Origin of the sequence: Methylobacterium sp. E-065, assembly GCF_022829605.1 — a bacterium.
GTDB lineage: Bacteria > Pseudomonadota > Alphaproteobacteria > Rhizobiales > Beijerinckiaceae > Methylobacterium.
The window spans coordinates 55354-80496 of record NZ_JAKSYD010000074.1; the positions used below are offsets into that span (position 1 = coordinate 55354).

The window sequence follows — 25143 nt, forward strand, 5'->3', positions numbered from 1 at the left end:
TCATCGTCACGCAATCAGACCGACCCCGCGCAGGGCGAGATAGACGGCCGCCAGCACGGCCACCGCAAAAAATCCGTCGAGCCGGTCCATGACGCCGCCATGGCCCGGGATGATCTTCCCGGAGTCTTTCACGCCGTAGCGGCGCTTGAGGCCGGACTCGAGGAGATCGCCAGCTTGGCTCAGGATTGAGGCAACGGCGCTCACACCCGCCACAACCGGGAGGGAAGCGGCACTGGGTAACGTCATCCCTGCGAGGTCGGCCACCACCGGCACCAGGGTCCCGGCCGCGACGCCACCGATCAAGCCACCGATGGCGCCGGACCACGTCTTGTTGGGCGAGACCCGGGGCATCAGCTTCGGGCCACCGATCTTCCGGCCGGCGAAGTAGGCGGCGATGTCGGTGGACCAGACCACCGCGAACATCCAGGCCGGTCCAACGAGCCCGATCGCAGGGTCATCGCGCAGGGCCACCGGCACCGCCGCGACGGCTCCGGCGCCGAGCACGCCGATGAACGCGCGTGTCCGGCCCCATCCGGTCCGCGCCACCGTGGCACAGGCGGCGGCGCCAAGTATCAGAACCGCAAGGCAGGCCGGTGCCGGGGCGCCGCCGCGCTGGCAGAGCAGGAGCGCACCAAGCGTCGCGGCACCGAGCGCGATCAGCACCTCGCGCGGCTCGGTCCGGCTCATGGCCATCCACTCGGCGAAGCCAATGATGCCGGCCGCCAGCCAGATGCCCGCGAAGGGCCAGCCGCCATAGACCAGCCCCGCCAGTACGCCGGCCCCGAGCACGAGGCCCGAGGCAACGCGCAGCCACAGCTCGCGCCGGCCCTTGCGCGGAGCCTTGGACGGCGCAGCCGGTGCGGTTGCGGAGGTCACGAAAGTCTCGGCCGGCGGCCTTAGACCTGCATGATCTCCTTCTCCTTCGAGGCCAGCACGCCGTCGATGTCGGCGATGAACTGGTCGGTCGCCTTCTGCACGTCGGCGGCCTGGCGCTTCTCGTCGTCCTCCGAGATCGCGCTGTCCTTCAGGAGCTTCTTGAGATGGTCGAGACCGTCCCGGCGGACGTGGCGCACGGCGACGCGGGCCTCCTCGGTGTACTTGTGGGCGACCTTGACCATCTCCTTGCGCCGCTGCTCGTTCATCTCGGGGATGCGGAGCCGGATGGTCTGTCCCTCGGTCTGCGGGTTGAGGCCCAGATCGGATTCGCGGATCGCCTTCTCGACGGCGGTCACCATGCTGCGATCCCAGACGGAGATCGACAGGAGCCGCGGCTCCGGCACGCTCACCGTGGCGACCTGAGCCATCGGCATCGCCGCGCCGTACGCATCCACCTGGATCGGATCGAGGATCGAGGGCGTGGCGCGCCCGGTGCGCAGCGAGCCAAGATCCTTCGAGAGCGCGGCGACGGCGCCCTGCATCCGGCGCTTGATGTCGTTGAGGTCGAATTCCGGTGTAGCCATGAGAATCGTCCCGAGACGTCTGACGTGATCTTCTCGCCCGGCGCGGGCAGTCGCGGCCTCAATGGACGAATTTTTTCAGGGCCGCAAACGGTCGCGGCCCCATCGCGGCCGCGGCGTCAGGGCGCGACCAGCGTGGAGGGTGCGTCGCCCGACAGGATCGCGGCGATCGAGCTCGGCGGGTGAAGCGAGCCGACCACGATCGACAGGCGGCTCTCCCGGGCCAGCGCGAAGGCGGCGGTGTCCATGACCTTCAGGTCGCGGGCGATCGCCTCGTCGTGGGTGATGCGGTCGTAGCGGGTGGCGTTCGGGTCGGTCTTCGGATCGGCGGAATAGACGCCATCGACCTGCGTCGCCTTCAGCACCGCGTCGCAGCGCAGCTCGGCGGCGCGCAGCACGGCGGCAGTGTCGGTGGTGAAATACGGGTTGCCGGTGCCCCCGGCCAACACGACCACCTGACCCTTGTCCAGGTGGTGCAGAGCCGGCTGACGAGCATAGGTCTCGCAGATCGTCGGCATCGACACGGCCGACATAGTCCGCGCCTGGACGCCGGCCGCGTTCAACGCCGTCTCGATTGCGAGCGAGTTCATGACGGTCGCCATCATGCCCAGCGAATCCCCGGTGGCCCGGTCGATCCAGCCGGCCGCGGAGATGCGCGCACCGCGGATCATGTTGCCGCCGCCCACAACGATGGCGACTTCGGCACCGGCCTCGATGGTGCGGGCGATGTCATCGGCCAAGGCCGCCAGCGTCGGCGGATGCAGCCAGTAGCCGTCCGGTGCGGCGAGCGCCTCCCCCGACAGCTTCACGAGGATACGGCGAAATGGCGTCGTCTCCGGCATCTCGATCCCCGTTCGACCCGCCCCGCGCGAGCCGGGTGGCTTCTACGTCAACCGTGTGAGCGCCGTCGAGGGGCCCACCGCGATCGGAGGGGGATCGTCGGTCGTAACATCACCGACGCGCGGCCGACGCGCAGCTCTGGCAAAGGGTCCGGAAACGACCCCCGGCCCGGGACATCCATGCGCATCGCCTTAATGATCAACACAGAATCCGGCAGCGTCGGCGGCGCGCCCGTCCGAGTTCGCGCAGGCCCGCGCGTTCCTGAACCGCCTGTCACCGCCCTGGATCGGCGTGCCCGGCAACCACGACATCTCGCGCTACGATCTGCTGCAGCGGTTCGCGATGCCCCTTGCGCGCTATCGCGCCGGAGACGGAGCCGAGCTTCACGGATTCGGAGATCGGTGTGGTCTGCCTGAACACGGTGCGGCGCTGGGCGCCGGAGCCGGACTGGTCGCATGGGGTGATCCGGCGCGGTCAGATCGCCCGGACCGAGGCACGCCTCGCGGCGATGCCGGAGCACCTGTTCAAGTTCAGGCCGCCGCCCTCGGACGAGGAGACACGGCTCGTCGGGCGCGCAAACTTGGCACTGGCCACATTCCGCCGCCGCGGTGTCGGCCTGACGCTGGCCGGCCACCTGCACCGGCACTACGCGCGCTTCGCGCTGGACGACGACCCCACCGCGGACGCGGTCGATCGCGGTGTGATGCGCGGCTGCCGGAGACGGCTGCCGGCTGTCCAGGCCGGCTCGGCGACGTCGACGCTCCTGCGTGGGAACGAGCCCAACGCCAACAACCGCATCACCGTCGCGGATGGCTGCGCCACCGTTGCGGTTCGGATCTGGGACGGCGGAGTGTGGGTCGATGTAGCGCCGGCGTGAAGGGCACCACCACGCCGGCGCCAATTCTCAGCTGCCCGTCAGCACGCCGAGGGCGCCGACGACGGTCATCACAAGACCGGACGCGAAGGCGCCGATCATCAGGTAGGAGAAGGGTTTCAAAGCCATGCCGGGAAGGTAGTGTGCATCCGCGAAATGCGGTGTGCGCCGCAACACGCAGCTAGTGCGGCCTGTCCAATCCGCGCAGGAATATGAAACCCCGCCTGGCACACGCCAGACGGGGATCAATGACAAATCAGGCCAGTGACCCAGGCCGATTGGGTGGGTGAAATCAGGCGCGACCCGCCTGCTGAGCGACCTCGGTGGCGAAGTCCGGACCGTCTTCCTTCTCGATGCCCTCGCCCAGCGCGTAGCGCACGAAGGCCGTCAGGGTCACCGGACCGCCGACCTTGGTGCCGGCCTCCTTGAGAACCTGGCTCACCGTCTTCGAACCGTCATGCACGAAGGGCTGATCCAGGAGGGTGACCTCCTTGTAGTAGCTCTTCAGGCCGCTCTCGATGATCTTGGCCATCACGTGGTCGGGCTTGCCGGCGTTCTTCTCGCGCAGGATGTTCGACTCGCGCTCCACAGTGGCGGCATCGACGCCCGAGGCGTCGAGCGCCACCGGGTTGGTCGCCGCGACGTGCATGGCGATCTGACGGCCCAGCGCCGAGAGCGCCTCGACGTCGCCCTCGGACTCGAGCGCCACGAGCACGCCGATCTTGCCGAGGCCCTCGGAGATCTGGTTGTGCACGTAGGAGGCGATGACGCCCTTCTTGACCTCGAGCTTGGCGACCCGGCGCAGGTTCATGTTCTCGCCGATCGTGGCGATCAGGGCCTGCAGCTTCTCGGAGACCGTCTCGGTGGCGCCCGGGAAGTGAGCGGCCTGGAGGCCCTCCAGCGTGCCGTCGGTGTTGAGCGCGATCTTGGCGGCCTCGCGGGCGAAGGCCTGGAAGGCGTCGTTGCGGGCGACGAAGTCGGTCTCGGAGTTCACCTCGACAACCGCGGCGTGATGGCCGGCGGACTCAACGGCGACCAAGCCCTCGGCGGCGACGCGGCCGGCCTTCTTGGCGGCCTTGGCGAGACCCTTCTTGCGCAGCCAGTCGACCGCGGCCTCGATGTCGCCCTGCGTCTCGTTGAGCGCGCCCTTGCAATCCATCATGCCGGCGCCGGTCGTCTCCCGGAGCTCCTTCACCATCGCGGCGGTGATGTTGGCCATGGCGGTCCCTTTCGTGTGGTCTGGATGAGAGAGGCCCGGCGCGCGGGTGAGCGGCCGGGCCCGGTATGGCTGGAAGCGCGACGGCCCGATAACGGGGCCGCCGCTAACTCCCGATGGATCAGGCCGCGGCGGCGGCCTCGACGAAGCCGCGGGCCTGCGAGACCCACGAATCGCGATCGATGCGGCCGTTGAGCTTCAGGTCGGCATCGACCTTGGCGACGTCCTCGGCGGTCATCGCGGCGATCTGCCAGTAATGGTAGATGCCGGCATCGTTGAGCTTCTGCACGATCTGCGGGCCGGCGCCGTTGAGCTTGGTCAGGTCGTCCGGCGCGCCGCGCGGGGCGGCGAGCAGCTCGAAATGCTCGGTCGACTCAGCGAGCATCGCCACGTCGGCCGGATCGAGAGCATCGGACTCAACGGTGACGGCCGCGTCGTCGTTGGCCGGCAGCTCTTCGGCCATCGGCTCCTCGGAGGCGCCGAGATCCATGCCCGACGAGCCCTGCGCGCGCGAGATGCCGTCGATCGCGGCCTTGGCGATCAGGTCGCAGTAGAGCGCGATCGCGCGGCCGGCGTCGTCGTTGGCCGGGACGATGTAGCTGATGCCGTCCGGGTTGCAGTTGGTGTCGACGATGGCGGCGACCGGGATCCCGAGGCGGTTCGCCTCCTTGATCGCCAGCTGCTCCTTGTTGGTGTCGATCACGAACAGCAGGTCGGGGACGCCGCCCATGTCCTTGATGCCGCCGAGCGCCTTCTCGAGCTTCTCCTTCTCACGGGAGAGCATCAGGCGCTCCTTCTTGGTCAGACCCGGGCCGCCGGTCTCCAGCGTCTCAGTGACCTTGCGCAGGCGCGAGATCGAGCCCGAGATGGTCTTCCAGTTGGTGAGCATGCCGCCCAGCCAGCGGGAGTTGACGTAGTACTGGGCCGAGCGCTTGGCCGCCTCGGCGATCGTGTCGGCCGCCTGGCGCTTGGTGCCAACGAACAGCACGCGGCCGCCCTTGGCCACGGTGTCGCTCACTACCTGCAGCGCCTGATGCAGCGCCGGCACGGTCTGGGCGAGGTCGATGATGTGGATGTTGTTGCGGGTGCCGAAAATGTACGGCTGCATCTTCGGGTTCCAGCGGTGAGACTGGTGACCGAAATGGGCGCCCGCCTCGAGGAGCTGACGCATAGAGAAATCGACGGCCATATCTGTGTACTCTCCGGTTGGATCCGCCGCGGAGGGATGCAGCCGCCCGACGCAGTCGGACGACCACCGGAAACGCCTCATTCAGGCATGAGGCCAGCTCCGCGTGTGGGATGGGCGGGCCCATAGCAGAGTGCGGCGTTGGCGGCAAGGCAGCGACGTTTCGGACTGTCATCAGGTTGAAGCCCGACGCCTTTTCCCGGCGGCATGCAGCGAAGCGACAGGCAGCCCGGGACTCGGCACAGGACTCGCTGCGAAAGCGACTCCGTATGATGTCCCGTCGACAGTTCGGCAGCTTGCCAAGTCTGCCTCGCGCGGCGAAAATCGACCCATGGCCGCCGTCGCGTTCGACACTCTGAAATTTGCCCGGACACTTCGGGACAAGGCCAAGCTCTCCCGCGAGCAGGCGGAGGGCTTGGCCGATGCCATGGCGGAGGCGTTGCAGGGTGATCTCGTCACGAAGGCGGATCTGCGCGCCGAACTGGCGGAGACCCGGTCCGAGATCGTGCGCTGGGTCGCGGATTTGATCGGCTTTCAAACCCTCGCGGTCATCGGTGCGGTTATCGCTCTCGCCCGGGCCTCACACTGACGGCGCCCACAAACAGAATCACCCGCCCGCGAACACAGCCTCCACGTCGGGCGCCGTCATGATGCGATAAGCGCCCGCCGCCAGATCCGCCGGCAGGTCCAGCCCACCGACCCGGTCCCGGTGCAGGGCCGTCACGTGGTTGCCCACGGCGGCGAACATCCGGCGGACCTGATGGTATCGGCCCTCGGTCAAGGTCACCGCGCAATGAGTGGCATCCTCGACCGCGAGTATCACCGGGAGCAGAGGCCGCTCCTCGCCCTCCAGCATCAGCGTGCCGGAGGCGAAGACCCCTGTCTCGCTGCCGGTCAGCGGTCGGTCGAGGGTCACGCGGTAGCGCTTCGCCACATTGGCCTTCGGACTGATGATCCGGTGCAGCAGCGCACCGTCGTCGGTGAGCAGCAGCAGGCCGGAAGTCTCCTTGTCGAGGCGGCCCACGGTGGAGAGCGGCGGGTCGCGGCGGCGCCAGCGCTCCGGCAGCAGCCCGTAGACCAGCGGACCCGCCTCCTTGTGCGAGCAGGTCACGCCCAGCGGCTTGTGCAGCATCAGGCACAGGCCCGGGAGGGGATCGAGGGCTTCGCCGTCGATCACCAGCCGATCCGGCAAGTCGGGATCCAGGGCGATCCGGTCCCCCGCATCGGCCCATGCCGCGCCGTCGAGGCGGATCGCGCCGGCGCGGGCCAGATTCTGGATCTCCCGGCGCGAGCCGTAGCCCAGATTGGCCAGCAGCTTGTCCAGCCGAACCGCCTTCGCGCTCACCGGCGCGCCTCGTAGACCCGGTAGCCGTTCGCCTGCACGGTCACGGCAACGCTGCGGAACGCCGCCTGAAGCGTCGCCTCGTAGGGCAGGTGCGCGTTGGCCACGAGCCACAGGGTCCCGCCGGGCCGCAGCACCTCGGCGGCCCGGGCGACGAAGGCCCGGCCGAGCGCCTGATCTTCAGCGCCGCCCTCGTGGAACGGCGGGTTCATCACGACGAAGTCGAGCTTGCCGGGCACGAGCCCGGGCGTACGGATATCGGCCCAGAGGATCGTCGCCCGCGGATCGGCGACGTTGCGGCGGGCCATTTCGACGGCACGCCGGTCGATCTCCACCAGGGTCATCGCGGTCACGGCGTCCGAGGCGAGGACCGCCCGGGCGAGTATCCCGAGGCCGCAGCCGAGATCGGCCCCCCGACCCTTCAAGGCCGGCAGGTTCGCCAGGAGCAGGGCCGTACCGGGATCGAGCCGGTCCCAGGAGAAGATGCCCGGCTGCGTGCACAGGGCGAGGTTGTCGACATGGCGGGGGCTGCCCTCGTCGATCGCCTCGGCGATGCCGGCCGGCTCGGGCGGCCGGTCGGTGCGGCAGATCCGGTGGTGCCGGCGCGGCTGGTCGGCGGCAGCGCACCCGAAGGTGGTGAGTTCCTTGGCCAGCCGGCTTCCGCCCCGATCCTTGGGCGCCAGGGCGATCATCCGGCCGCCCGGACCCAGAGCCCGCAGCACCTGCGCGAGCACGTAGCGCCGCTCCACCGTTCCCGGCGGGGCGAGGACGGTGGCGGTGTCGAGACTGTTCTCGGACAGATCCTCGAGCCGCGCGGCACCGGGAATCAATGGGGAAACCTGGACGGCATCGCCGGGGATCTCGGCGAGATCCATCGGCGGCAGGCCGTAGACGGCATGTCGCATGAATGATTCGGGCGTTGGAGAGCTGGCCCCGGAACGCAAGTCCGCGGCGGTGCGGGGAAGACCCGCGCCCGACTCGGATCATCCGGGGGAACGTCCCGGTTTATACCGGAATAGAGCCGGAAGCCCAGCCTCCCCAATCGACGCTGCCCGGATCGGGCATCATCCCCGGGGGAACTCGAGCCCCATCTCGCGGTAGCGGGCCGGATCGTCGGCCCAGTTCTCACGCACCTTCACGTGCAGGAACAGGTGGACCTTCGCGTCGGCCGCCTCGGAGATCCCGATCCGGGCCGCCTGCCCGATCGCCTTGATGGTCTGGCCGCCCTTTCCGAGCACGATCGAGCGCTGGCTCTCGCGCTCCACGAAAATCGTCTGCTCGATCCGCACCGACCCGTCAGACCGGACTTGCCACTGGTCGGTCTCGACCGTGGAGCGATAGGGCAGCTCCTCGTGCAGCCGGTCGTAGATTTTTTCCCGGGTGATCTCGGCGGCCAGCATGCGCAGGGGCGCGTCCGAGACCTGATCCTCCGGGTAGAGCCAGGGACCCGCCGGCATCCGGGCGGCGAGCGCACGCCGGAGATCCTGCACGCCACTGCCGTTCAGCGCCGAGATCATGAAGGTCTCGGCGAAGGGTGCGGCGGCGTTAAGCTTGGCCGCGAGCTCAAGCAGCCGCTCCCGGGCGATCAGGTCGATCTTGTTGAGGATCAGCAGCTTGTCGCGCTTCACGCCGTCGAGGCGGCCGAGCACCGCTTCGACCTCCTCGTCGACCCCCTTGCGGGCATCCACCAGCAGGCAGACCGCATCCGCGTCAGCGGCGCCGCTCCAGGCCGAATGGACCATCGCCCGGTCGAGTCGGCGCTTGGGCGCGAAGATGCCGGGCGTATCGACCAGAACCACCTGCGCGGAGCCTTCGATGAAGATGCCGCGCACCAGCGCCCGCGTGGTCTGCACCTTGCGCGAGACGATGGAGACCTTCGTGCCGACGAGGTTGTTCAGCAGCGTCGACTTACCGGCATTCGGCACGCCGATGAGCGCGACGAAGCCCGCCCGGGCGTCGGCCGGCGTGCCCGGGAGCGCCGAAACGGCGTTGGCGGGTCCCTCGTTCGAAGCGTCGTCCTGCGAAGCGTCGTCCTGATCGTGATCGGTCATGTTGTCTCCGTCGGCCCCGCCGCCGGCAGGGCTCCGATCCCCTCCCGCTCCATCAGCGCCTGCGCGGCCGCCTGTTCGGCGATCCGCTTGGATGTGCCCTCGCCGAGCCCGGGCGCAAGGCCCTCGACCTCAACCGCGATGCGGAATCGTGGCGCGTGGTCCGGACCTGTACGCTCAACCACCGCGTAGGTGGGGATCGGCAGGCCGCGGCCCATGGCCCATTCCTGCAGGGCGGATTTGGCGTCGCGACCCCGTGCCGCCGCATCCGGCTCGCTCGGGTGGAAATGCGCCTCGACCACAGCCCGGGCGGCATCGAACCCGGCATCGAGATAGATCGCGCCGAGGATCGCCTCACAGACATCGGCCAGGATGGTCTGGTTGCGCCGTCCCCCACCCATGACCTCGCCCTGTCCGAGGATCAGGTAGGGCCCGACATCCCAGGCGGCGGCCACGACCGCGCAGGTCTCCCGCCGCACGAGTGCCGCGAGCCGCCGCGACAGGTCGCCCTCGTCGGCATCCGGGAACGCAGCGTAGAGCCGGTCCGCCACAGCGAGGCCGAGCACGCGGTCGCCGAGGAACTCGAGGCGCTGGTAGCTGCCGCCGCGTCCGGCGGCCTTGCTGGTATGGGTCAGCGCGCGGGTGAGCAGGCTCTGGTCGGCGAAGCTGTGCCCGATCCGCGCCTCCAGCACGCCAAGCGGCGGGCGCGGCTTGTGGGCGCGCCGGGTCCGCGCCGAAATCCGGGGCTGGGCCGCCTCGTCCAAGTCCGCACCGATCAATGGATCGTCGAGAACAGGCGCGACCAGCGGACATGGGCCGGCCAGTTCCAGACCTGCCACGCCGGTGTGCCCTCGTCGATCGAGAAGAAGATCATCTCGGCCCGGCCCACGAAATTGGCGAAGGGCACGTAGCCGACATTGGCGAGATCGCGCGAATCGGTGGAGTTGTCGCGGTTGTCGCCCATCATGAAGAAGTGTCCGGCCGGGACCGTATAAAGTTCGGTCTTATCCCAGAAGCCGTTGTCGCCGTCGCGCTCGATCACATTATGGACCACGCCGTTGGGCAGGGTTTCCAGGTATTGCGGGACCTTGGTGGCCTGACCGTAGGGATCGGTCGTCTCGTAATCGGCGATCCGCTCGCGCTTGACCGCCTTGCCGTTGATGTTGAGCACGCCGTCGATCATCTGGATTTTGTCGCCCGGCAGACCGATCACGCGCTTGATGTAGTCGGTCGCGTTGTCCTTCGGCAGCTTGAACACCGCGATGTCGCCGCGCTTCGGCTCGGCGGCCCAGATCCGGCCATCGGCCTGGACGGGAATGTACTCCGAGAGCGGCAGCGAGTACTTGGAGTAGCCGTAGGAGTATTTCGAAACGAACAGGTAATCGCCGATCAGAAGAGTCGGCACCAGAGAACCGGACGGGATGTTGAACGGCTGAAACAGCAGCGTCCGCACCACGAGGGCGATGAGCAGCGCCTGGATGCCGACCTTCAGGGTCTCGCGGATGCTGGCCCAGGTGCCGGTTTCGGCGGGCTTCCTGAGCGGCTTGCCGTCGTAATCCACGCGCACGTTCCGTCTTCGGTTGAAATTGCGTCGTCTGCCGCCTGCGAAGGCGGCGCTGTCAGCGGTTGTCCCGAGGAATACGCCGCAATCGTGTCCGCCGTGAGCGGCGGGTCTAGACCAAGCGCGATCCCCCCGCAACGCACGAAGGGGGCCGGCTAATCCGCGCTCAGATCCGCGCTCTCGTCAGGCGGCGTTCGCGGCCGGCAGCGCCTCGATGATCACGAAGGCTTGTGCCAGGGGTGGATCGTCCGTCAGGCTGACGTGAAGGTGAGCCGCATGGCCCGGCGGCAGCAAATCCGCGAGTCGCTCTGCGGCCCCTCCCGTGAGGTGCAGGGTCGGCTGGCCGGAGGGGAGGTTCACCACCTCCATGTCGCGCCAGAACACACCGCCGCTGAGGCCAGTGCCGAGCGCCTTGGCGCAGGCCTCCTTGGCGGCAAAGCGCCTTGCATATCCCTCGGCGCGGGCCGCGCGCGCGTCGCAGCGGGCCCGTTCCCCGTCAGTGAAGACGCGCTGGGTGAACCGCGCACCGTGGCGCTCCAAGGTCCGGGCGATCCGGCGAATGTCGCAGAGGTCCGATCCGATCCCGATGATCATGACGACCGAGCCCGGTCCATGGCGGCCCGCATGTCCCGCACAGCCCGGGCGAGCCCCTTGAAGATCGCGTCGGCAATCAGGGAATGGCCGATGTTGAGCTCCCGGATCTGTGGGAGAGCCGCGACGGGTCCGACGCTGCCGAGCGTGAGGCCGTGGCCGGCATGGATCTCAAGCCCCAGTCCGGCGCCGTGCTCGGCGGCGCGCCGGATCCGGGCCAGCTCGTGCGCGGTCCGTGCCGCATCGTTGTCGAGGGCGGCCTCGCAGTAGCTGCCGGTATGCAGCTCGACCACCGGCGCGCCGAGGGCCCGGGCGGCCTCCATCACCGCCGGTTCCGGTTCCACGAACAGCGACACCCGGATACCGGCTTCCGCCAGCGCCCGGATGCGGGGGGCGAGGTGATCGCGACCGCGGATGATGTCGAGGCCGCCCTCGGTGGTGCGTTCCTCGCGCTTCTCCGGGACGAGGCAGGCGGCGTGCGGCCGGGTGCTCAGCGCGATCGCCACCATCTCGTCGGTCGCCGCCATCTCGAAGTTGAGCGGAACGGACAGGCCGCGCTTGAGCGCCGCGATGTCGCTGTCGCGGATATGACGCCGGTCCTCGCGCAGATGCGCGGTGATGCCGTCGGCCCCCGCCTCGACCGCGAGCAACGCGGCCCGCACCGGGTCCGGATAGTCGCCGCCGCGGGCGTTGCGGACGGTGGCGACGTGATCGATGTTGACGCCGAGGCGCAGCTCTTCGGAGGTCATCCGCTGGTTCGTCCCAAGATCGGCGTGATGCGCCGGGCTTCTGGTCGCGATATGCTGGCGTGCCGACGTTCCGGCAAGGCGGCGTAACGGATGTTGCGCCGCGCAGCGGCTCCATTCGCGAACCTCTCCGACTTGCCATCCCGGCAAAAACCGACTATGCGCCGCCCCTCGCGTTCGCTCCGGCCGGGGGCTGAACGGACGGTGCCGCTTGCGGCATAGGGCTCTTCCCGATCCCGTCGTCCGGTGTCTCCGCCTTCGATCAACCGCTCGGGCCTGAAAATCGGCTCGAAGGGCTTGGCGCCGGGTGATCCGCGATATGAACCGGCCCGAACCATCCGCCTCCGGGCGGCCGGGCTCCTTTTGACGACGAAAGGCCCGACAATGCCTCTCTACGAGCATGTGCTCTTGGCCCGCCAGGACGTGACGTCCCAGCAGGTCGAGACGATGATCGACACCTACAAGGGTGTGATCGAGCAGAACGGTGGCCGTCTCGAGAAGATCGAGATGTGGGGCGTGAAGTCCCTCGCCTACCGGATCAAGAAGAACCGCAAGGCGCATTTCGCGCTGCTGAACATCGACGCCCCTCCGGCCGCCATCGCCGAGATGGAGCGCCAGATGCAGATCTCCGAGGACGTCCTGCGCTTCATGACCGTCCGGGTCGAGGAGCTCGATCAGGAGCCGTCCGCCATGATGCAGAAGCGCGACCGCGACGATCGCAAGGATCGCGAGCGCGGCCGTCGTCGTGACGACGAGGGCTTCGGCGGTGGTGGCGGCTTCGGCGGCGACCGGGGTGACCGCGGCGATCGTGGTGATCGCCCCGAGCGCAGCTTCGGCGGGGAGGGCTAACCCATGGCATTCGGTGCTGGTGCTGGTGCTGGTGCGGGCGGTGGACGCCGCCCCTTCTTCCGTCGTCGCAAGACGTGCCCGTTCTCCGGCGCGAACGCGCCGAAGATCGACTACAAGGACGTGAAGCTCCTGTCCCGCTACGTGTCCGAGCGCGGCAAGATCGTGCCGTCGCGGATCACCGCGGTCTCGGCCAAGAAGCAGCGCGAGCTCGCTCAGGCGATCAAGCGCGCCCGCTTCCTCGGCCTGCTGCCCTACGTGATCAAGTAGGTCACGGATCACCAACCGGCCCGGCATCTGCCCGGGCCGGTCCTCGCAGAGGGCGGCCCTGGTCGCCCGATCGTTGGGGCGCGGAGTCGCCTCTAACCCTGCCTAAGCGGCAGTGGGACAGCGGAATTCATGGTACAGCACATCGGCATCGGTATCGGCGCTGGGCTCGTCTCGGCACTCCTGTTCGGGGTGCTCCTGAAGGCGACGCCGCTCGCGATCCTGCTCTATCTCGTGGCGCCGCTGCCGATCCTGATCGTCGGCCTCGGCTGGAACCACAAGGTCGCGCTGACGGCAGCGGCGGCGGGCAGCCTTGCCCTCGCCGTGGTGATCGCGCCCTTCATGGGCCTGGCCTTCGGCGCCTACATCGCCCTTCCCGCTTGGTGGCTCGCCTACCTGACGCTCCTCGGGCGCGAGACGCCCCGCGGCCTCGAATGGTATCCGACCGGCCGCCTGCTCGGATGGATCGCCGCCACGGCGGCTCTGGCCTTCATCGCCATCGCGGTCCTGTCCTCGCCGAACCACGCCGCCTTCGATCGGCAGTTGCGCAGCCTCGCCCAGACGCTGGTGCAGGCCCGCATGCCCGCCACCCGCACTGCCGAGCAGAGCCGCCGGGCCGACGCGCCAGCGGCCGAGACCGACCGGTCCGGCCAGGATGCGGGCGCCGACACCGATGCGCAGACCCCGGCCGAAACCGATGACGCCGACGTCACGCGGACCGAGATGGCCGACGCCCTGGCGCGCGTGGTGCCGGCTTTCGCGGCCAACGGGCTGGCGTTGCTGCTCGCCTTCTATCTCTGGGCTTCGGCCCGGATCGTGAAGATCTCCGGCCGTCTGCCGCGGCCCTGGCCCGATATTCCATCGACCGCCATGCCGCGGGTGACACTGGCCGCGCTCGGAGCCGCGCTGCTGCTGTGCCTCGGACCCGGCTATGTCGGCGTGCTCGGCGTCGCCCTGGTGGGGGGGTTCAGCGCGGCCTTCGCGCTGCAGGGCCTCGCCGCCTTCCACGACCGCTCCCGCGGCCGGCCCGGACGCACCCTGATGCTGTTCGGGCTGTACCTGATCCTGTTCGTGACGCAGGGCATCGCCCTCGTTGCCCTCACTCTGTTCGGCCTCGCCGACACAGCCCTCGACCGCCGGCGTTCCCAGGATCGCCCGAGGAACAGCCCGGCGCCGTGAAACCCCGGCCCACGTGGCCGACCATCTGAAGGAGAAAGACCATGGAAGTGATCCTGCTCGAGCGCGTGGCCAAGCTGGGCCAGATGGGCGAGACCGTGAATGTCCGCCCGGGCTTCGCCCGCAACTTCCTGCTCGCCCGCGGCAAGGCCCTGCGCGCGACGGAAAACAACAAGAAGCACTTCGAGGCCCAGCGCGCCCAGCTCGAGGCCCGCAACCTCGACCGCAAGAAGGACGCCGAGGCCGTCGCCGAGAAGCTGAACGGCCAGAGCTTCGTGCTGATCCGCCAGTCGGGCGAGACCGGCGTGCTCTACGGCTCGGTCTCGACCCGCGACCTCGCCGATGTCGTTGCGAAGGATGGCTTCACGGTGGATCGGGGCCAGTTCACCCTGAACCAGCCGATCAAGACGCTCGGCCTGCACAAGGTCCCGGTGGTGCTGCACCCCGAGGTCGAGGTTGAGGTCACCGTCAACGTCGCCCGCAGCCCCGAGGAGGCCGAGCGTCAGGCCCGCGGCGAGTCCGTGACCGAGCGCGAGGCCTTCAACCTCGACGATCTCGGCCTCGAAGTCGGCGCGGCGCTGGCCGATGCTGGCGAGGGTGCCGACGACCGCGGCTGAGTCTCTTCGCAATGCCGCTCGGTCCGGGCCCGCCCGGATCGAGCATTCTCAGGGGGACGGGCTGGCGCCGCACGGCGCTGCCGTCCCCCTTCTGTTGACGACGGCACGCGCAGGCAGGACACGGGTCAAAAGCCTACTTCTGGGGGAAGCGCCCGGTGTCCGACACCCTGACTGACGATCGCCATCCGCCCGCGCGGTTCAACGCGGCCCGGTACTGCCTCGCCGAGAACGCGCGCCTGCGCCCCGACAAGACCGCCCTGGTGATGGTCGGCGACGGCGCGGTCGAACGGCTCTCCTTCGGTGCGGTGGAGCGCGCGGCGCGCGGCATCGCGGCCGGCCTGCTCGGGCTCGGGCTCGCACCGGGCGACCGGGTGATGATCCGGATGGGCAACGAGGCCGATTACGTCCTCGTGCATTTCGGCGCGCTCGCGGCCGGGCTGGTATCGCTGCCCTCCTCGCCGCAACTGACGGAGAGCGAGGCGGCATTCCTGATGGAGAATTCGGGCGCCGCCGCGCTGGTGGTCGGAAGCGGCTGCACCGTCGCGCCGGAGGCCCTGGGCGACCGGCTGCTGCTTGATACCGCAGCCATCGCCGCCCTGAAGGCCGGCCCGCCGCTCCCCGACTACGCCGACACCGCCGCCGACGATCCGGCAATGCTGATCTACACCTCCGGCACGACGAGCCGGCCGAAGGGCGTGCTGCACGCGCACCGCGCCGCCTATGGCCGCCGGCCGATGCTCGCCCACTGGCTCGGGCTCACCGAATCCGACGTGATGCTGCACGCCGGCACCATGAACTGGACCTACACGCTGGGCGTGGGCCTCAGCGATCCGTGGTCGGTGGGCGCCACGGCGGTGCTCTACAACGGCCCGCGTGATCCCGCGGTCTGGCCCCGGCTGATCGCGGGCTACGGCGCCACGGTCTTCGCCGCCGTGCCGACCCTCTACCGTCAGATCCTGAAATACGGTGCCCCGGAGACCCACGACCTGTCGCGCCTGCGCCACGGCTGCACGGCCGGCGAACCGCTCCCGGTGGAACTGCTCGCGGCGTGGCGCGAGGCCACCGGCACGCCCCTCTACGAGGCGCTCGGGATGAGCGAGATCTCAACCTATATCTCCAGTGGCCCCACGATCCCGGTGCGTCCCGGCTCGCCCGGCAAGCCGCAGCCCGGGCGGCGCGTGGCGATCCTGCCGACGGAGGGCGAGCCTGTGCCGCTGCCGGCAGGCGAGACCGGGCTGCTGGCCGTCCACCGCTCCGAGCCGGCCCTGATGCTGGGCTACTGGAACCGGCCCGAAGAAGAAGCCGAGGTGATGCGCGGCGACTGGTTCGTCGGCGGCGACCTCGCCCGGCTCGATGCCGACGGCTATCTCTGGTTCGAGGGCCGCAACAACGACCTGATGAAGGCGATGGGTTACCGGGTCTCGCCCAACGAGGTGGAGGTGGTGCTGGCCGCCCACCCATCGGTGGCAGAGGTCGGTGTCGCGGAGTTACCCGTTCGCGCCGATGTCTCGGTCATCTGCGGATTCGTGGTGCTGCAGCCGGATGCGGAGCCCGACGCGGAGGCGCTGCTCGCATGGTGCGCCGAACGGCTCGCCGCCTACAAGCGCCCAAGGGAGATCCGCTTCCTGGAAGCCCTGCCACGGACGGCCAACGGCAAGGTGCAGCGGAAGCAGCTGGCCGAAGCGGTCGAGTAAGGGACGCCCTAAAGCAGCGTCCCGCGCAGGATCAGCAGCGCCACCGAGAAGTAGATCACGAGTCCGGTAACATCGACCAGCGTCGCCACGAACGGCGCCGAGGCGGTGGCCGGGTCGAAGCCGAGCCGCTGCAGCAGGAACGGCAGCATCGAGCCCGACAGCGAGCCGAAGGTCACGATCCCGACGAGCGCCGACCCCACCGTGGCGGCCACCAGCGGCCAGTGCTCGCCGTAATCGTAGAGGCCGAGCTTCTGCCACGCCACAATGCGGATCACCGCGATCACCCCGAGGATCGCGCCGAGCAGCATGCCCGTGGGTAGCTCGCGCAACGCAACCCGCCACCAGTCGCGCAGGCGGATCTGATGGAGGGCCAGCGCCCGGATCAGCAGCGAGGTCGCCTGCGAGCCGGAATTGCCACCCGAGCTCATGATCAGCGGGATGAACAGCGTCAGGACGATCGCCTTCTCCAACTCTCCCTCGAAGCCCTGCATCGCCGAGGCGGTCAGCATCTCGGAGAGGAACAGCGCGCAGAGCCAGCCGGCGCGCTTCCGGATCATCGTGAAGAAGCCGATATCCATGTAGGGCTCGGGCAACGCCTCCATGCCGCCGAAGCGCTGCACGTCCTGCGTCTGCTTCTCGATCATGGCGTCGATCATGTCGTCGACCGTGACGATGCCGATCACGTGGCCGACCGCATCGATCACCGGCAGGGCCAGCAGGTCGTACTTGGAGATCAGCCGGGCGGCCTCCTCGCGGCTCGCGGTCGGCGAGACGGCGAGCGGGCGTCGGCCCGGCGCGACGCTCAGCACGTTGTCGTTCGGATCCCCGGAGATCAGCCGGCGCAGGGGCACGGCCTTGGTGAGCGCACGGGTGCGCGGATCAAGCACGAAGATCGCGTAGATGGTCTCGCGGGTCTTCTCGACGTGGCGGATGTGCTCCAGTGTCTGGCCCACCGTCCAGGTCCCCGGCACGGTGACGAACTCGGTGGTCATCAGCGAGCCGACCGTTTCCTCGCCGTAGGCCGAGAGGCGGTCGACGGCGCCGCGGGTCTCGGCATCGAGTCGGGCGCGCAGGTCCGAACGGCCGGGCTCCTCGATCTCGCGGAAGACGTCGGTGACCCGGTCGGCCGACATCCCCGACAGGTAGGCGGCGACGCGGTCGCGCGGCAGCATCTCGATGATGTCCGCGACGCAGTCGAGTTCCGGCTGGTCCAGCACCTCGACGGCCCGCTCCATCGGCAGGCCGAGCAGGATCGCGGCGGCGACCTCGGGGGCCTCGTCGTTGAGCTTCTCGACGATGTCGGGAGCCCGCTCGTCCGAGAGCCGCGCGGCCAGCACGGACGGATCGATGCGCGTGTCGAAGGGGGCGATCTCGTTCATGGCCTCGCCTCGTGGTTACGAGGCGACGCGGCGCCGGTCATCCTGGGTCAGGGCCGTGACCGGGCGGTGCGCCGGTCGCCCCGCGGCCAGGCCTCTCAGCGGCTCAGGCGGGATGACGGCACGGGGCCGGGCACGGCTGGCACGATCGGTCGGGCACGTCGCTTCGCGGGTCGCTAATGAAGGGGAGCGCGACGCCGCCGGAGCGATGTCGCGCGGCTGCGTCGTGCGCCAGCGCACAAATTCCGTCAAGCCGTAACCGTTGCAGGGATGTCGGCTTTCCGCCTTGCGCACAAAGGGCGCCAGCCGGTGTCGCGCGGCGGCATCAGAGGGCCCCGCGGGTCCCTATGAGAAATATAAGTGTTGTGCTCACTTGTATTGCGTCCAAGATATTGCCTATATGGGTCTCACCAACAACGAGGAGAAACGCCATGGCTTGGTCTGCCCCGATCGTGTCCGAGATCTGCGTCGGCATGGAAGTCACGAGCTACGAGTCGGCCGAGATCGACACTTTCAACTGAGTCGATCCTGTCGGGAGCGGAATAAGCTCCCGCTATATTGGATGCTTCAGTCACTCACACGAAATTCCTTAGGAGGAACACATGGCCTGGACCGCTCCGATCGTTTCCGAGATCTGCGTTGGCATGGAAGTCACCAGCTACGAGTCCGCTGAGATCGACACCTTCAACTAAGATATCGACCGAACAGTTTGGGCGCCGCTTCTCACGAAGCGGCGCTTTTCTTTTGTGCGCGCTCCAAGTGCTAGTCTCCGGCGGCGAAGATCTCGGGATCGACCCTGACGATCCCCGGCCGAGTCTTGGGACCCGCCGTCTCAGCCGACGAACAGCCCTGCGATCGCCGCGCTCGTGAAGTTCGACAGGGTTCCCGCCAGGATCGCCCGCAGCCCGTAGCGGGCCACCTCCGAGCGTCGCTCCGGCACCAGGCTCGCGAAGCTCGCGAGCTGGATCGCGATGGAGGCGAAGTTCGCAAAGCCGCACAGGGCGAAGCAAACGATCGCCTGTGAGCGCGCGTCCAGCATCCCGGCTTTCAGGGTCGGTGACAGATTGGCGTAGGCCAGGAATTCGTTGAAGGCGAGTTTTTGGCCGATCGCGCCGCCGACCAGCGTCGCATTCTCCCACGGTACGCCTAGGAGCCACGCTAGGGGACTCAGCGCCCAGCCGAGCACGCTCTCGAACGAGGCGCCGGGATAGCCAACCCGACCGCCGAGGGTACTGAACAGCCCGTCCGCCAGCGCGATCAGCCCAACGAACGCGATCAGCATGGCGCCGACCGAGACGGCCACCACCAGCCCTTTCTGCGTTCCATCGGCCGCCGCCTCGATGATGTTGGCCGCCCGGGTCTCGCCGAACTCCACCCGGGTGGTGGCGATCCGCGTCGGCTCCGTGGAGGGCACCAGCATCTTGGCGTAGACCAGCCCGCCGGGGATCGCCATCACGGAAGCCGCGAGCAGATAGGTCATCGGGACGCCGAGCGCCGCATAGCCGGCCAGGATCGAGCCGGCGGTGGACGCGGCACCGCTCGACATCACGGCGAACAGCTCGGCCCCGGTCAGGGCGGCGAGGAACGGGCGCAAGGCCACCGCGATCTCACTCTGGCCGATCGCGATGGTGATCACCGCAGCAAAGGACTCGATCGGCGACGTGCCGAGGATCCGCCGGAGGCCTGCACCCAGCCCACGGGCCAGGGCCTGCATCACGCCGAGATGGTAGAGCACCCCGATCAGGGCGGAGACGTAGAGGATTTGCGGCAGCACCCGCAGCGCCAGGATGAAACCCGAACCGCCGAACAGCTCGAACATCTTCGGCTCGACGAGGCCTCCGAACAGGAAGGCGGTGCCGCGGTCGCCGTAGGAGAGCACGCGCGCGACGATATCGGCCGCCGCATTGAGGGCCACCTGCCCCGCCGGCAGGAACAGGATCAGGGCGCCGAGGCCCACCTGCAGCGCCAGACCGGTGAGCACCACCCGCGGGCGGATTGCCCTCGGGTTCGTCGAGAACAGCACCGCGACGGCGATCAGCAGCAGGAGGCTGAGGCCGGCATGGATCAGGCGGTCGAGCATCGCATCCTTCGATCATGAGCGATCACCGCCCATGGAAGGTTCGGGCCAGACCGTATCAATCCGGTTGAAGGGCGACGAGATACGGGACGAATAAGTCGCGCACCTGCGCGAAGCCCCAATCGAGATCGGCCTCCGTCAGCTCGGTGCCGCCCTGAAGGCGATGGCTCATCCAGTGGCTGGAGACGATCCAGGCATTGTCGACCAGTCGCCCGAGGGCCTCCGGTGCGATCCGCAGCCGTCCCGCCGTGACCGCCGCCTCGAAGACGCCCCGGGCGAGGCTCTGGGTCCGCGCCCGAAGGGCGTGAACGCGCGGGCGCAGAGCCGGGGCGATCTCCACCATGGCGATGCCGTCCCGATAAATGCAGCGGTAGCGCCAGATCAGGTCGAACCACCCCCGCTGATAGGCCAGGAGCGCCTCCGGCGCCGCGAAATCCGCCGGCATCCGGCCGGCGACCGTCATGGCTTCCCCCTCGAACCCGGTGAACACCGCCTCCACCAAGCCGCTCTTGCGCGGGAAGTGATACTGCAGGTTCCCCTCGCGGATCCCCGCCGCCGCGGCGATCTCCGCCGTGGTGACCCGGCCCAGGCCGCGGGTGTTGAACAGCGTCAGACTCACCGCAAGGATCCGCTCGCGCGTGCGCGGGGCTTCCACGGCGGCGTCCGTTTCGTTCGGTGCCCGGCGACTTTGCCCGCGCGCCATCGTCTCCCCACCGTGTCTAGGGTGTTCACCCTAGACAATCCCCGAGGCCGGGGCTATCCCTGATCCAAGCCCGGACCAACCGGCGAAACGGGAGGCGCAGCTTGGCTCACAGGTTTCAGCTCGCGGGAAAAGTCGCGCTCATCACCGGCGCCGCGAGCGGCATCGGGGCCGCGCTGGCCACCGGCCTCGCCGCGAAGGGCTGCAGCCTGCTGCTGGTGGACCGCGATCCCGAAGGGCTCGAAACGATCGCCCGGCGGATCCGCGAGCACGGCGCCGCGGTCGAGACCCGGGTCGTCGACCTCGTGGACGCAGCGGCGATCCGCGCGTTGCCGGACTGGGCCGCACAACGTTTCGGTCACGTCGATATCCTCATCAACAACGCCGGCGTGGCTCTGGGCGGCCGGTTCGACGAGACGCACCTCGAAGATTTCGAGTGGCTGATGGACATCAACCTGCGCGCGGTCGTGCGGATGTGCCACGCCTTCCTGCCGATGCTGAAGGCGCGCCCCGCGGCGCAGATCGTCAACCTGTCGAGCCTGTTCGGGCTGATCGCGCCGCCCGGTCAGGTTGCCTACTGCACCAGCAAGTTCGCCGTTCGCGGCTTCTCGGAGGCGCTGCGGCACGAATATGCCGGCACCGGGCTCGGTGTGACCGTGGTCCATCCGGGCGGCGTCGCGACTGCCATCTCACGCAACGCCCGCGGCCGGCGCCCGCCCACCGATCCCGACGCGGCCAAGCGCGCGGCGGTGGAGGACGAGAAGGCCCGGGAAGCCTTCGGCAAGTTCCTGACGCTCGCCCCCGCGGACGCCGCTGCAGCGATCATCGGCGGCCTCGAGGTCCGGGCGCCCCGCATCGTGATCGGCAAGGATGCCCGCAACGCGGCGCTGATCCAGCGGCTGATGCCGGTGGGATATTGGAAGCTGATGGTCCGATTGTCCGGCGGGAAACTCTGAGATGGCGAGCCTGCGCGCCTATATCGGCGCCTACATGATCCGCAGCCGCGTCCGGAGCCAGCTGGCCAGGGCCCGGAATGTGGCCGACTTCCGCCGCATCTTCGAGGCGCCGACCTTCCCCGATCCGAAGGGCGTGACCTACGAGCCTGCCACCCTTGGCGGCGTGCGGGGCGAGTGGGTCCGGCCGAAGGCGGGACCCTGTCAGCGGATGCTCTACATCCACGGCGGCGGCTTCATCGCCTGCTCCCCGCGCACGCACCGGCCCGTCACGGGTGCCCTGGCCAACCGCGGCTTCACGATCTTCGTCCCCGATTACCGGCTCGCCCCCGAGCACCCGTTTCCGGCCGCGCTGGAGGATGTCGTAGCGGTCTGGCGTGCGTTCAGCGCCGAGGGCGCGGCCTGCGTGGCGGGCGAATCTGCCGGCGCCAACCTTGCCCTCGTGCTCATGGGCGAGGCGCGGGCCCGCAACCTGCCGATGCCTTGGGCCGGCGCGCTATTCTCTCCGGCCACCGACTTCGTGTCGGAGGAGGGCTCGCGCATCACGAATGCATGGCGCGACGCGATGTTCGACCCGAAGGCCCTTGCGAAGATCCGGGACATGTATCTCGGAAACGCCGACCCGGCCGATCCGCGAATCTCGCCGCTGCTCGGCGACCCGACCGGATTTCCGCCGTTGCTGTTCCATGTGGGCGGCCGGGAGGTTCTGCGCGACGATTCCGTGCGCATGGCGGAGCGGGCCCGGGCGGCCGGAGTGGTAGCCGAGGCGAAGGTCTTTCCTGTCGTCGCCCATGCCTGGCAGTTCGCGGTGAGCATGCTGCCCGAGGCGCGCGCCTCCCTCGACGAGGCCGCTGCCTTCCTCAAGGCCCATGCACCGAAGACCGACGCAACGTCCGGGAGCCCCGCATGATCACCGATGTGCCGAACGAGACCGGTCCGGAGCCGCTGGCGGTCCTCATCGTCGGCGCCGGCTTCTCCGGGCTCGCCATGGCGATCCGCTGCAAGCAGGCCGGGATCGCGCCGCTGCGGGTGATCGAGAAGGCCGACAGCCTCGGCGGCACGTGGCACGACAACACCTATCCGGGGGCGGCCTGTGACGTCCCCTCCCACCTCTACTCCCTCTCGTTCGCCCCGAAGGCGGACTGGAGCCGGATGTATGCGCCGCAACCGGAGATTTTGGCCTACCTGCGCGAGACCGCCGAGCGCCACGGGCTGATGCCGCTGATCCGGCTCGGCACCTCTTTCCAGGGTGCGACCTGGGACGAGGCGGGTGGTGTCTGGCGCGTGGCGACCGATCGCGGGCCGATCACCGCGCGGTCAATCGTCTCCGGCATGGGCGGCCTGCATCATCCGGCCTATCCCGACCTGCCGGGCCGCGACAGCTTCGCGGGGCCGGCCTTTCACACGGCCACTTGGGATCATGCGGTGGACCTCACCGGCAAGCGAATCGGCGTGATCGGCACGGGGGCGAGCGCGATCCAGGTGGTACCGGAACTCGCGAAGGTGGCCGGCCACCTGACCCTGTTCCAGCGCACGCCGCCCTGGATCATGCCCAAGAACGACCACGCCATCGCGGAGCGCGCCAAGACGCGCTACCGGCGCCTGCCGCTGATCCGGCGGCTCGAACGGGCCCGGCTGTTCTGGCTGCACGAGGTGCGCGCGCTGCTCGGCTTCACCAAGGTCTCGAAGCTCACCGGCCAAGCCGAGGCCCTGGCGCGCCGCCATCTCGCCAAAGCGGTGCCCGACAAGGCATTGCGGGCGAAGCTGACGCCGAACTACCGGCTCGGCTGCAAGCGGGTACTCATCTCGGACGACTATTACCCGGCGCTGCAGCGTCCGAACGTCACCCTGGAAACCGGCGGTGTCGCGCGGGTGACGCCGACCGGACTGGTCACCCAGGACGGCCAGGCGCACGATCTCGATGTCATCGTCTACGCCACCGGCTTCGACGTGACCGCGACCTTCACGCGGATGACCCTCGTCGGCCGCAGCGGCCTGACGCTGAAGCAGGCCTGGTCCGGCGGCATGGGCGCCTACCAGGGCATCACGGTTGCGGGCTTCCCGAACTACTTCATGCTGCTCGGGCCGAATACGGGGCTCGGGCACAACTCGGTCGTCGCGATGATCGAGGTTCAGGTGCAGCACGTGCTTGATTGCCTGAAGGCCCTGCGGCGGGGCACCCGCGTCATCGAGGTCCGCCCGGAGGCGCAGGCGCGCTTCCTCGACCGGATCCGCACCCGCCTTGCCGATAGCATCTGGCAGGCCGGCGGCTGCCGGAGCTGGTATCTCGACGCGGAGGGGCGCAACGCAACCCTCTGGCCCGATTCCGTGATGGCCTACCGCCGCAGCGCGCGGCGCGCGCGGATGGCGGATTACCGGCTCGGCTGAGCGCCCGGAGCCTTCAGAACGCGAACCCGGCCGCCTCCTGAAAACCGTCTAGGCCGGGCAGCGACGCGTCGAACAACGGGCGCGCCCCGAAGGCGTCGCCGGCCCGGACGAACAGGGTCACCTTGGCGTTGCGGTGGGGGCCCATCACGCAGACGAGGCGGCCGTCGTCCTTGAGCTGATCCAGCAGCGCCTGCGGCCGGACCTCGATGCGGCCGTTGATCAGGATCGCATCGAACGGCGCCTGCTTCGGCGCGCCCGATTCGATCGGCCCCTCGACCACCTGAGCGGCGGTGCCGAGCCGGGCGCGCGCCTCGGCGGCCAGTTCCGGCACCGACTCGAGCGCCGTCACCTGCGCACCGAGATGCGCCATCACCGCCGCCGCATAGCCGTAGCCGGCGGCGACGTCGAGGGCAGACACGCCCGGCCGGATCTTCAGGGCCTGGATCATCCGCGCCACCACCATCGGGGCCGGCATGCAGCGGGTCGAGCCGTGGGCCTCGCCGATATGCAGGGTCTGGTCGATATACGCGAAGGGCTCGCGGTCCCTCGGCACGAAGCTCTCGCGCGGCACGGTGTCGAATGCGTCGAGCACCGTGTTGTCGTTCACGTCGAAGGTCCGCAACTGGCAGTCGACCATCATCCGCCGCGCCTGCGCGTAATCGATCATCGAACTTTGTCCTCGCACCGGATCGGAACGCCGCGTCGACCGGGCTCCGGCGGACAACCGGCCACCCCGGCCAAGCCTAAGCTTCCCGGACGGGGGGCGTTTTCGGAGATCGATCGCCAAAACGCAAGGCGCACGCACGTGGCCTGCTCAAACGAAGCGGCATCCCGGCCTGACCTGTGAGCCCGACATCCGATGCCGACCTTGAAGATCGCTCTACCGATTCCTGTCGATGCGCGCGGAGCTTCTCCGCCATGTCCTGCATAGCAGCCAAGTCCCGGGCGGCTGCCATGGGGGGGCGAAAATGGGTATCCGCGCCGTGCGTCTGTACGCCCGCGGCGCTGCCCTGACGGTACGGCGACAGGGGGCCGATCCGCCCCAACCGGTGACGCGCGACCCAGGCTTTCGCCAAACGGCTGCCCGATGGCACCAAACCGCAGGCCGACTCGCTCTATCGGTGCACCTACGAGCCCGTGGGACCGAAAGTTCTGGGCCTCGCCGCCATTAAGGGCCCGGTCGCTCGG

The 25143-nt window shown here is 69.0% G+C and carries 29 protein-coding genes; 12 read left to right on the top strand and 17 right to left on the bottom strand.

What is annotated here, in order from left to right; genetic code table 11:
- Window positions 1-6: 6 nt before the first annotated feature.
- From MKK84_RS07235 to pyrH, 3 genes are all read right to left on the bottom strand, one after another.
- Window positions 7-876: a phosphatidate cytidylyltransferase gene (locus MKK84_RS07235; RefSeq protein ID WP_243918067.1), complete on the bottom strand. Its 870-nt coding sequence runs from the start codon at window positions 874-876 to the stop codon at window positions 7-9.
- Between the two features lie 20 nt (window positions 877-896).
- A complete protein-coding gene (gene frr / locus MKK84_RS07240; RefSeq protein WP_243918069.1) occupies window positions 897-1460 on the bottom strand; it encodes a ribosome recycling factor in 564 nt (187 codons plus the stop codon).
- 116 nt (window positions 1461-1576) lie between these two features.
- Window positions 1577-2299, bottom strand: coding sequence for a UMP kinase (gene pyrH / locus MKK84_RS07245; protein WP_243918071.1), 723 nt, complete (start codon window positions 2297-2299; stop codon window positions 1577-1579).
- 347 nt (window positions 2300-2646) lie between these two features.
- Between pyrH and MKK84_RS07250 the strand changes: the two genes are divergently transcribed.
- Window positions 2647-3174, top strand: coding sequence for a metallophosphoesterase family protein (locus tag MKK84_RS07250; protein WP_243918073.1), 528 nt, complete (start codon window positions 2647-2649; stop codon window positions 3172-3174).
- A gap of 27 nt (window positions 3175-3201) precedes the next feature.
- On the opposite strand, the gene MKK84_RS07255 is transcribed toward MKK84_RS07250, so the two are convergent.
- The 3 genes from MKK84_RS07255 to MKK84_RS07265 all read right to left on the bottom strand — a co-directional run bounded on the left by MKK84_RS07255 (window position 3202) and on the right by MKK84_RS07265 (window position 5576).
- Window positions 3202-3348, bottom strand: a complete 147-nt coding sequence (locus MKK84_RS07255; RefSeq protein ID WP_243918361.1) for a hypothetical protein — start codon at window positions 3346-3348, stop codon at window positions 3202-3204.
- A gap of 115 nt (window positions 3349-3463) precedes the next feature.
- The gene (gene tsf, locus MKK84_RS07260) at window positions 3464-4390 is read right to left on the bottom strand and encodes a translation elongation factor Ts (protein WP_243918081.1); all 927 of its coding nucleotides are present in this window, start codon (window positions 4388-4390) and stop codon (window positions 3464-3466) included.
- A 118-nt stretch (window positions 4391-4508) separates the two neighbouring features.
- The gene (locus MKK84_RS07265; protein ID WP_243918083.1) at window positions 4509-5576 is read right to left on the bottom strand and encodes a 30S ribosomal protein S2; all 1068 of its coding nucleotides are present in this window, start codon (window positions 5574-5576) and stop codon (window positions 4509-4511) included.
- Between the two features lie 328 nt (window positions 5577-5904).
- Here MKK84_RS07265 and MKK84_RS07270 point away from each other — a divergent pair, with 328 nt between their 5' ends.
- Entirely contained in the window at window positions 5905-6162 is a 258-nt protein-coding gene (locus MKK84_RS07270) for a CCDC90 family protein (RefSeq protein WP_243918085.1), read from the top strand.
- An 18-nt stretch (window positions 6163-6180) separates the two neighbouring features.
- On the opposite strand, the gene MKK84_RS07275 is transcribed toward MKK84_RS07270, so the two are convergent.
- From MKK84_RS07275 to MKK84_RS07305, 7 genes are all read right to left on the bottom strand, one after another.
- Window positions 6181-6918, bottom strand: coding sequence for a pseudouridine synthase (locus tag MKK84_RS07275; RefSeq protein ID WP_243918087.1), 738 nt, complete (start codon window positions 6916-6918; stop codon window positions 6181-6183).
- Window positions 6915-7820 (bottom strand): class I SAM-dependent methyltransferase, encoded by a 906-nt coding sequence (locus tag MKK84_RS07280; protein WP_243918089.1) that lies wholly within the window; start codon window positions 7818-7820, stop codon window positions 6915-6917. Before MKK84_RS07280 ends, MKK84_RS07275 begins: the two co-directional genes overlap by 4 nt.
- Window positions 7821-7979: 159 nt before the next feature.
- On the bottom strand, window positions 7980-8966 hold the full coding sequence (gene era / locus MKK84_RS07285; RefSeq protein WP_243918091.1) for a GTPase Era: 987 nt from the start codon (window positions 8964-8966) through the stop codon (window positions 7980-7982).
- Window positions 8963-9742: a ribonuclease III gene (gene rnc, locus MKK84_RS07290; protein WP_243918108.1), complete on the bottom strand. Its 780-nt coding sequence runs from the start codon at window positions 9740-9742 to the stop codon at window positions 8963-8965. The genes era and rnc overlap by 4 nt, the downstream gene beginning before the upstream one ends.
- On the bottom strand, window positions 9739-10524 hold the full coding sequence (lepB, locus tag MKK84_RS07295; RefSeq protein ID WP_243918353.1) for a signal peptidase I: 786 nt from the start codon (window positions 10522-10524) through the stop codon (window positions 9739-9741). Before lepB ends, rnc begins: the two co-directional genes overlap by 4 nt.
- A 183-nt stretch (window positions 10525-10707) precedes the next feature.
- The gene (gene acpS, locus MKK84_RS07300) at window positions 10708-11118 is read right to left on the bottom strand and encodes a holo-ACP synthase (protein ID WP_243918110.1); all 411 of its coding nucleotides are present in this window, start codon (window positions 11116-11118) and stop codon (window positions 10708-10710) included.
- Window positions 11115-11864, bottom strand: a complete 750-nt coding sequence (locus MKK84_RS07305; protein ID WP_243918118.1) for a pyridoxine 5'-phosphate synthase — start codon at window positions 11862-11864, stop codon at window positions 11115-11117. Before MKK84_RS07305 ends, acpS begins: the two co-directional genes overlap by 4 nt.
- 381 nt (window positions 11865-12245) lie before the next feature.
- Between MKK84_RS07305 and rpsF the strand changes: the two genes are divergently transcribed.
- The 5 genes from rpsF (at window position 12246) to MKK84_RS07330 (ending at window position 16461) form a co-directional block, all read left to right on the top strand.
- Window positions 12246-12710, top strand: coding sequence for a 30S ribosomal protein S6 (gene rpsF, locus MKK84_RS07310; RefSeq protein WP_243918120.1), 465 nt, complete (start codon window positions 12246-12248; stop codon window positions 12708-12710).
- A gap of 3 nt (window positions 12711-12713) precedes the next feature.
- Window positions 12714-12977, top strand: a complete 264-nt coding sequence (gene rpsR / locus MKK84_RS07315; protein WP_058194722.1) for a 30S ribosomal protein S18 — start codon at window positions 12714-12716, stop codon at window positions 12975-12977.
- A gap of 129 nt (window positions 12978-13106) precedes the next feature.
- Window positions 13107-14153 carry a DUF2232 domain-containing protein gene (locus MKK84_RS07320; RefSeq protein ID WP_243918122.1) on the top strand — a complete coding sequence of 349 codons (1047 nt, stop codon included), beginning with the start codon at window positions 13107-13109 and terminating at the stop codon, window positions 14151-14153.
- 41 nt (window positions 14154-14194) lie between these two features.
- A complete protein-coding gene (gene rplI / locus MKK84_RS07325) occupies window positions 14195-14767 on the top strand; it encodes a 50S ribosomal protein L9 (protein WP_243918124.1) in 573 nt (190 codons plus the stop codon).
- Between the two features lie 155 nt (window positions 14768-14922).
- Window positions 14923-16461, top strand: a complete 1539-nt coding sequence (locus MKK84_RS07330; protein WP_243918126.1) for an acyl-CoA synthetase — start codon at window positions 14923-14925, stop codon at window positions 16459-16461.
- Between the two features lie 8 nt (window positions 16462-16469).
- Here the strand turns inward: MKK84_RS07330 and mgtE are convergent, their stop codons facing one another.
- Window positions 16470-17840: a magnesium transporter gene (mgtE, locus tag MKK84_RS07335; RefSeq protein ID WP_243918134.1), complete on the bottom strand. Its 1371-nt coding sequence runs from the start codon at window positions 17838-17840 to the stop codon at window positions 16470-16472.
- A gap of 428 nt (window positions 17841-18268) precedes the next feature.
- Here mgtE and pqqA (MKK84_RS07340) point away from each other — a divergent pair, with 428 nt between their 5' ends.
- A complete protein-coding gene (gene pqqA / locus MKK84_RS07340) occupies window positions 18269-18358 on the top strand; it encodes a pyrroloquinoline quinone precursor peptide PqqA (RefSeq protein WP_007559223.1) in 90 nt (29 codons plus the stop codon).
- Window positions 18359-18439: 81 nt separating this feature from the next.
- A complete protein-coding gene (gene pqqA / locus MKK84_RS07345; protein ID WP_091712468.1) occupies window positions 18440-18529 on the top strand; it encodes a pyrroloquinoline quinone precursor peptide PqqA in 90 nt (29 codons plus the stop codon).
- Window positions 18530-18669: 140 nt separating this feature from the next.
- On the opposite strand, the gene MKK84_RS07350 is transcribed toward pqqA (MKK84_RS07345), so the two are convergent.
- Together MKK84_RS07350 and MKK84_RS07355 are read right to left on the bottom strand one after the other, a co-directional pair.
- Window positions 18670-19917 (bottom strand): NupC/NupG family nucleoside CNT transporter, encoded by a 1248-nt coding sequence (locus tag MKK84_RS07350; protein ID WP_243918135.1) that lies wholly within the window; start codon window positions 19915-19917, stop codon window positions 18670-18672.
- Between the two features lie 55 nt (window positions 19918-19972).
- On the bottom strand, window positions 19973-20569 hold the full coding sequence (locus tag MKK84_RS07355) for a TetR/AcrR family transcriptional regulator (protein ID WP_243918137.1): 597 nt from the start codon (window positions 20567-20569) through the stop codon (window positions 19973-19975).
- 149 nt (window positions 20570-20718) lie between these two features.
- On the opposite strand from MKK84_RS07355, the gene MKK84_RS07360 reads away from it, so the two are divergent.
- The 3 genes from MKK84_RS07360 to MKK84_RS07370 are packed head-to-tail and all read left to right on the top strand — an operon-like array spanning window position 20719 to window position 23955.
- Window positions 20719-21570 (top strand): SDR family NAD(P)-dependent oxidoreductase, encoded by an 852-nt coding sequence (locus MKK84_RS07360; protein WP_243918139.1) that lies wholly within the window; start codon window positions 20719-20721, stop codon window positions 21568-21570.
- A gap of 1 nt (window position 21571) precedes the next feature.
- Window positions 21572-22477 carry an alpha/beta hydrolase gene (locus tag MKK84_RS07365; RefSeq protein WP_243918141.1) on the top strand — a complete coding sequence of 302 codons (906 nt, stop codon included), beginning with the start codon at window positions 21572-21574 and terminating at the stop codon, window positions 22475-22477.
- The gene (locus tag MKK84_RS07370; RefSeq protein ID WP_243918143.1) at window positions 22474-23955 is read left to right on the top strand and encodes a flavin-containing monooxygenase; all 1482 of its coding nucleotides are present in this window, start codon (window positions 22474-22476) and stop codon (window positions 23953-23955) included. The genes MKK84_RS07365 and MKK84_RS07370 overlap by 4 nt, the downstream gene beginning before the upstream one ends.
- Before the next feature lie 13 nt (window positions 23956-23968).
- On the opposite strand, the gene MKK84_RS07375 is transcribed toward MKK84_RS07370, so the two are convergent.
- Complete coding sequence (locus MKK84_RS07375) at window positions 23969-24622, bottom strand: protein-L-isoaspartate O-methyltransferase family protein (protein WP_243918145.1); 654 nt, start codon at window positions 24620-24622, stop codon at window positions 23969-23971.
- Between the last annotated feature and the right edge of the window lie 521 nt (window positions 24623-25143).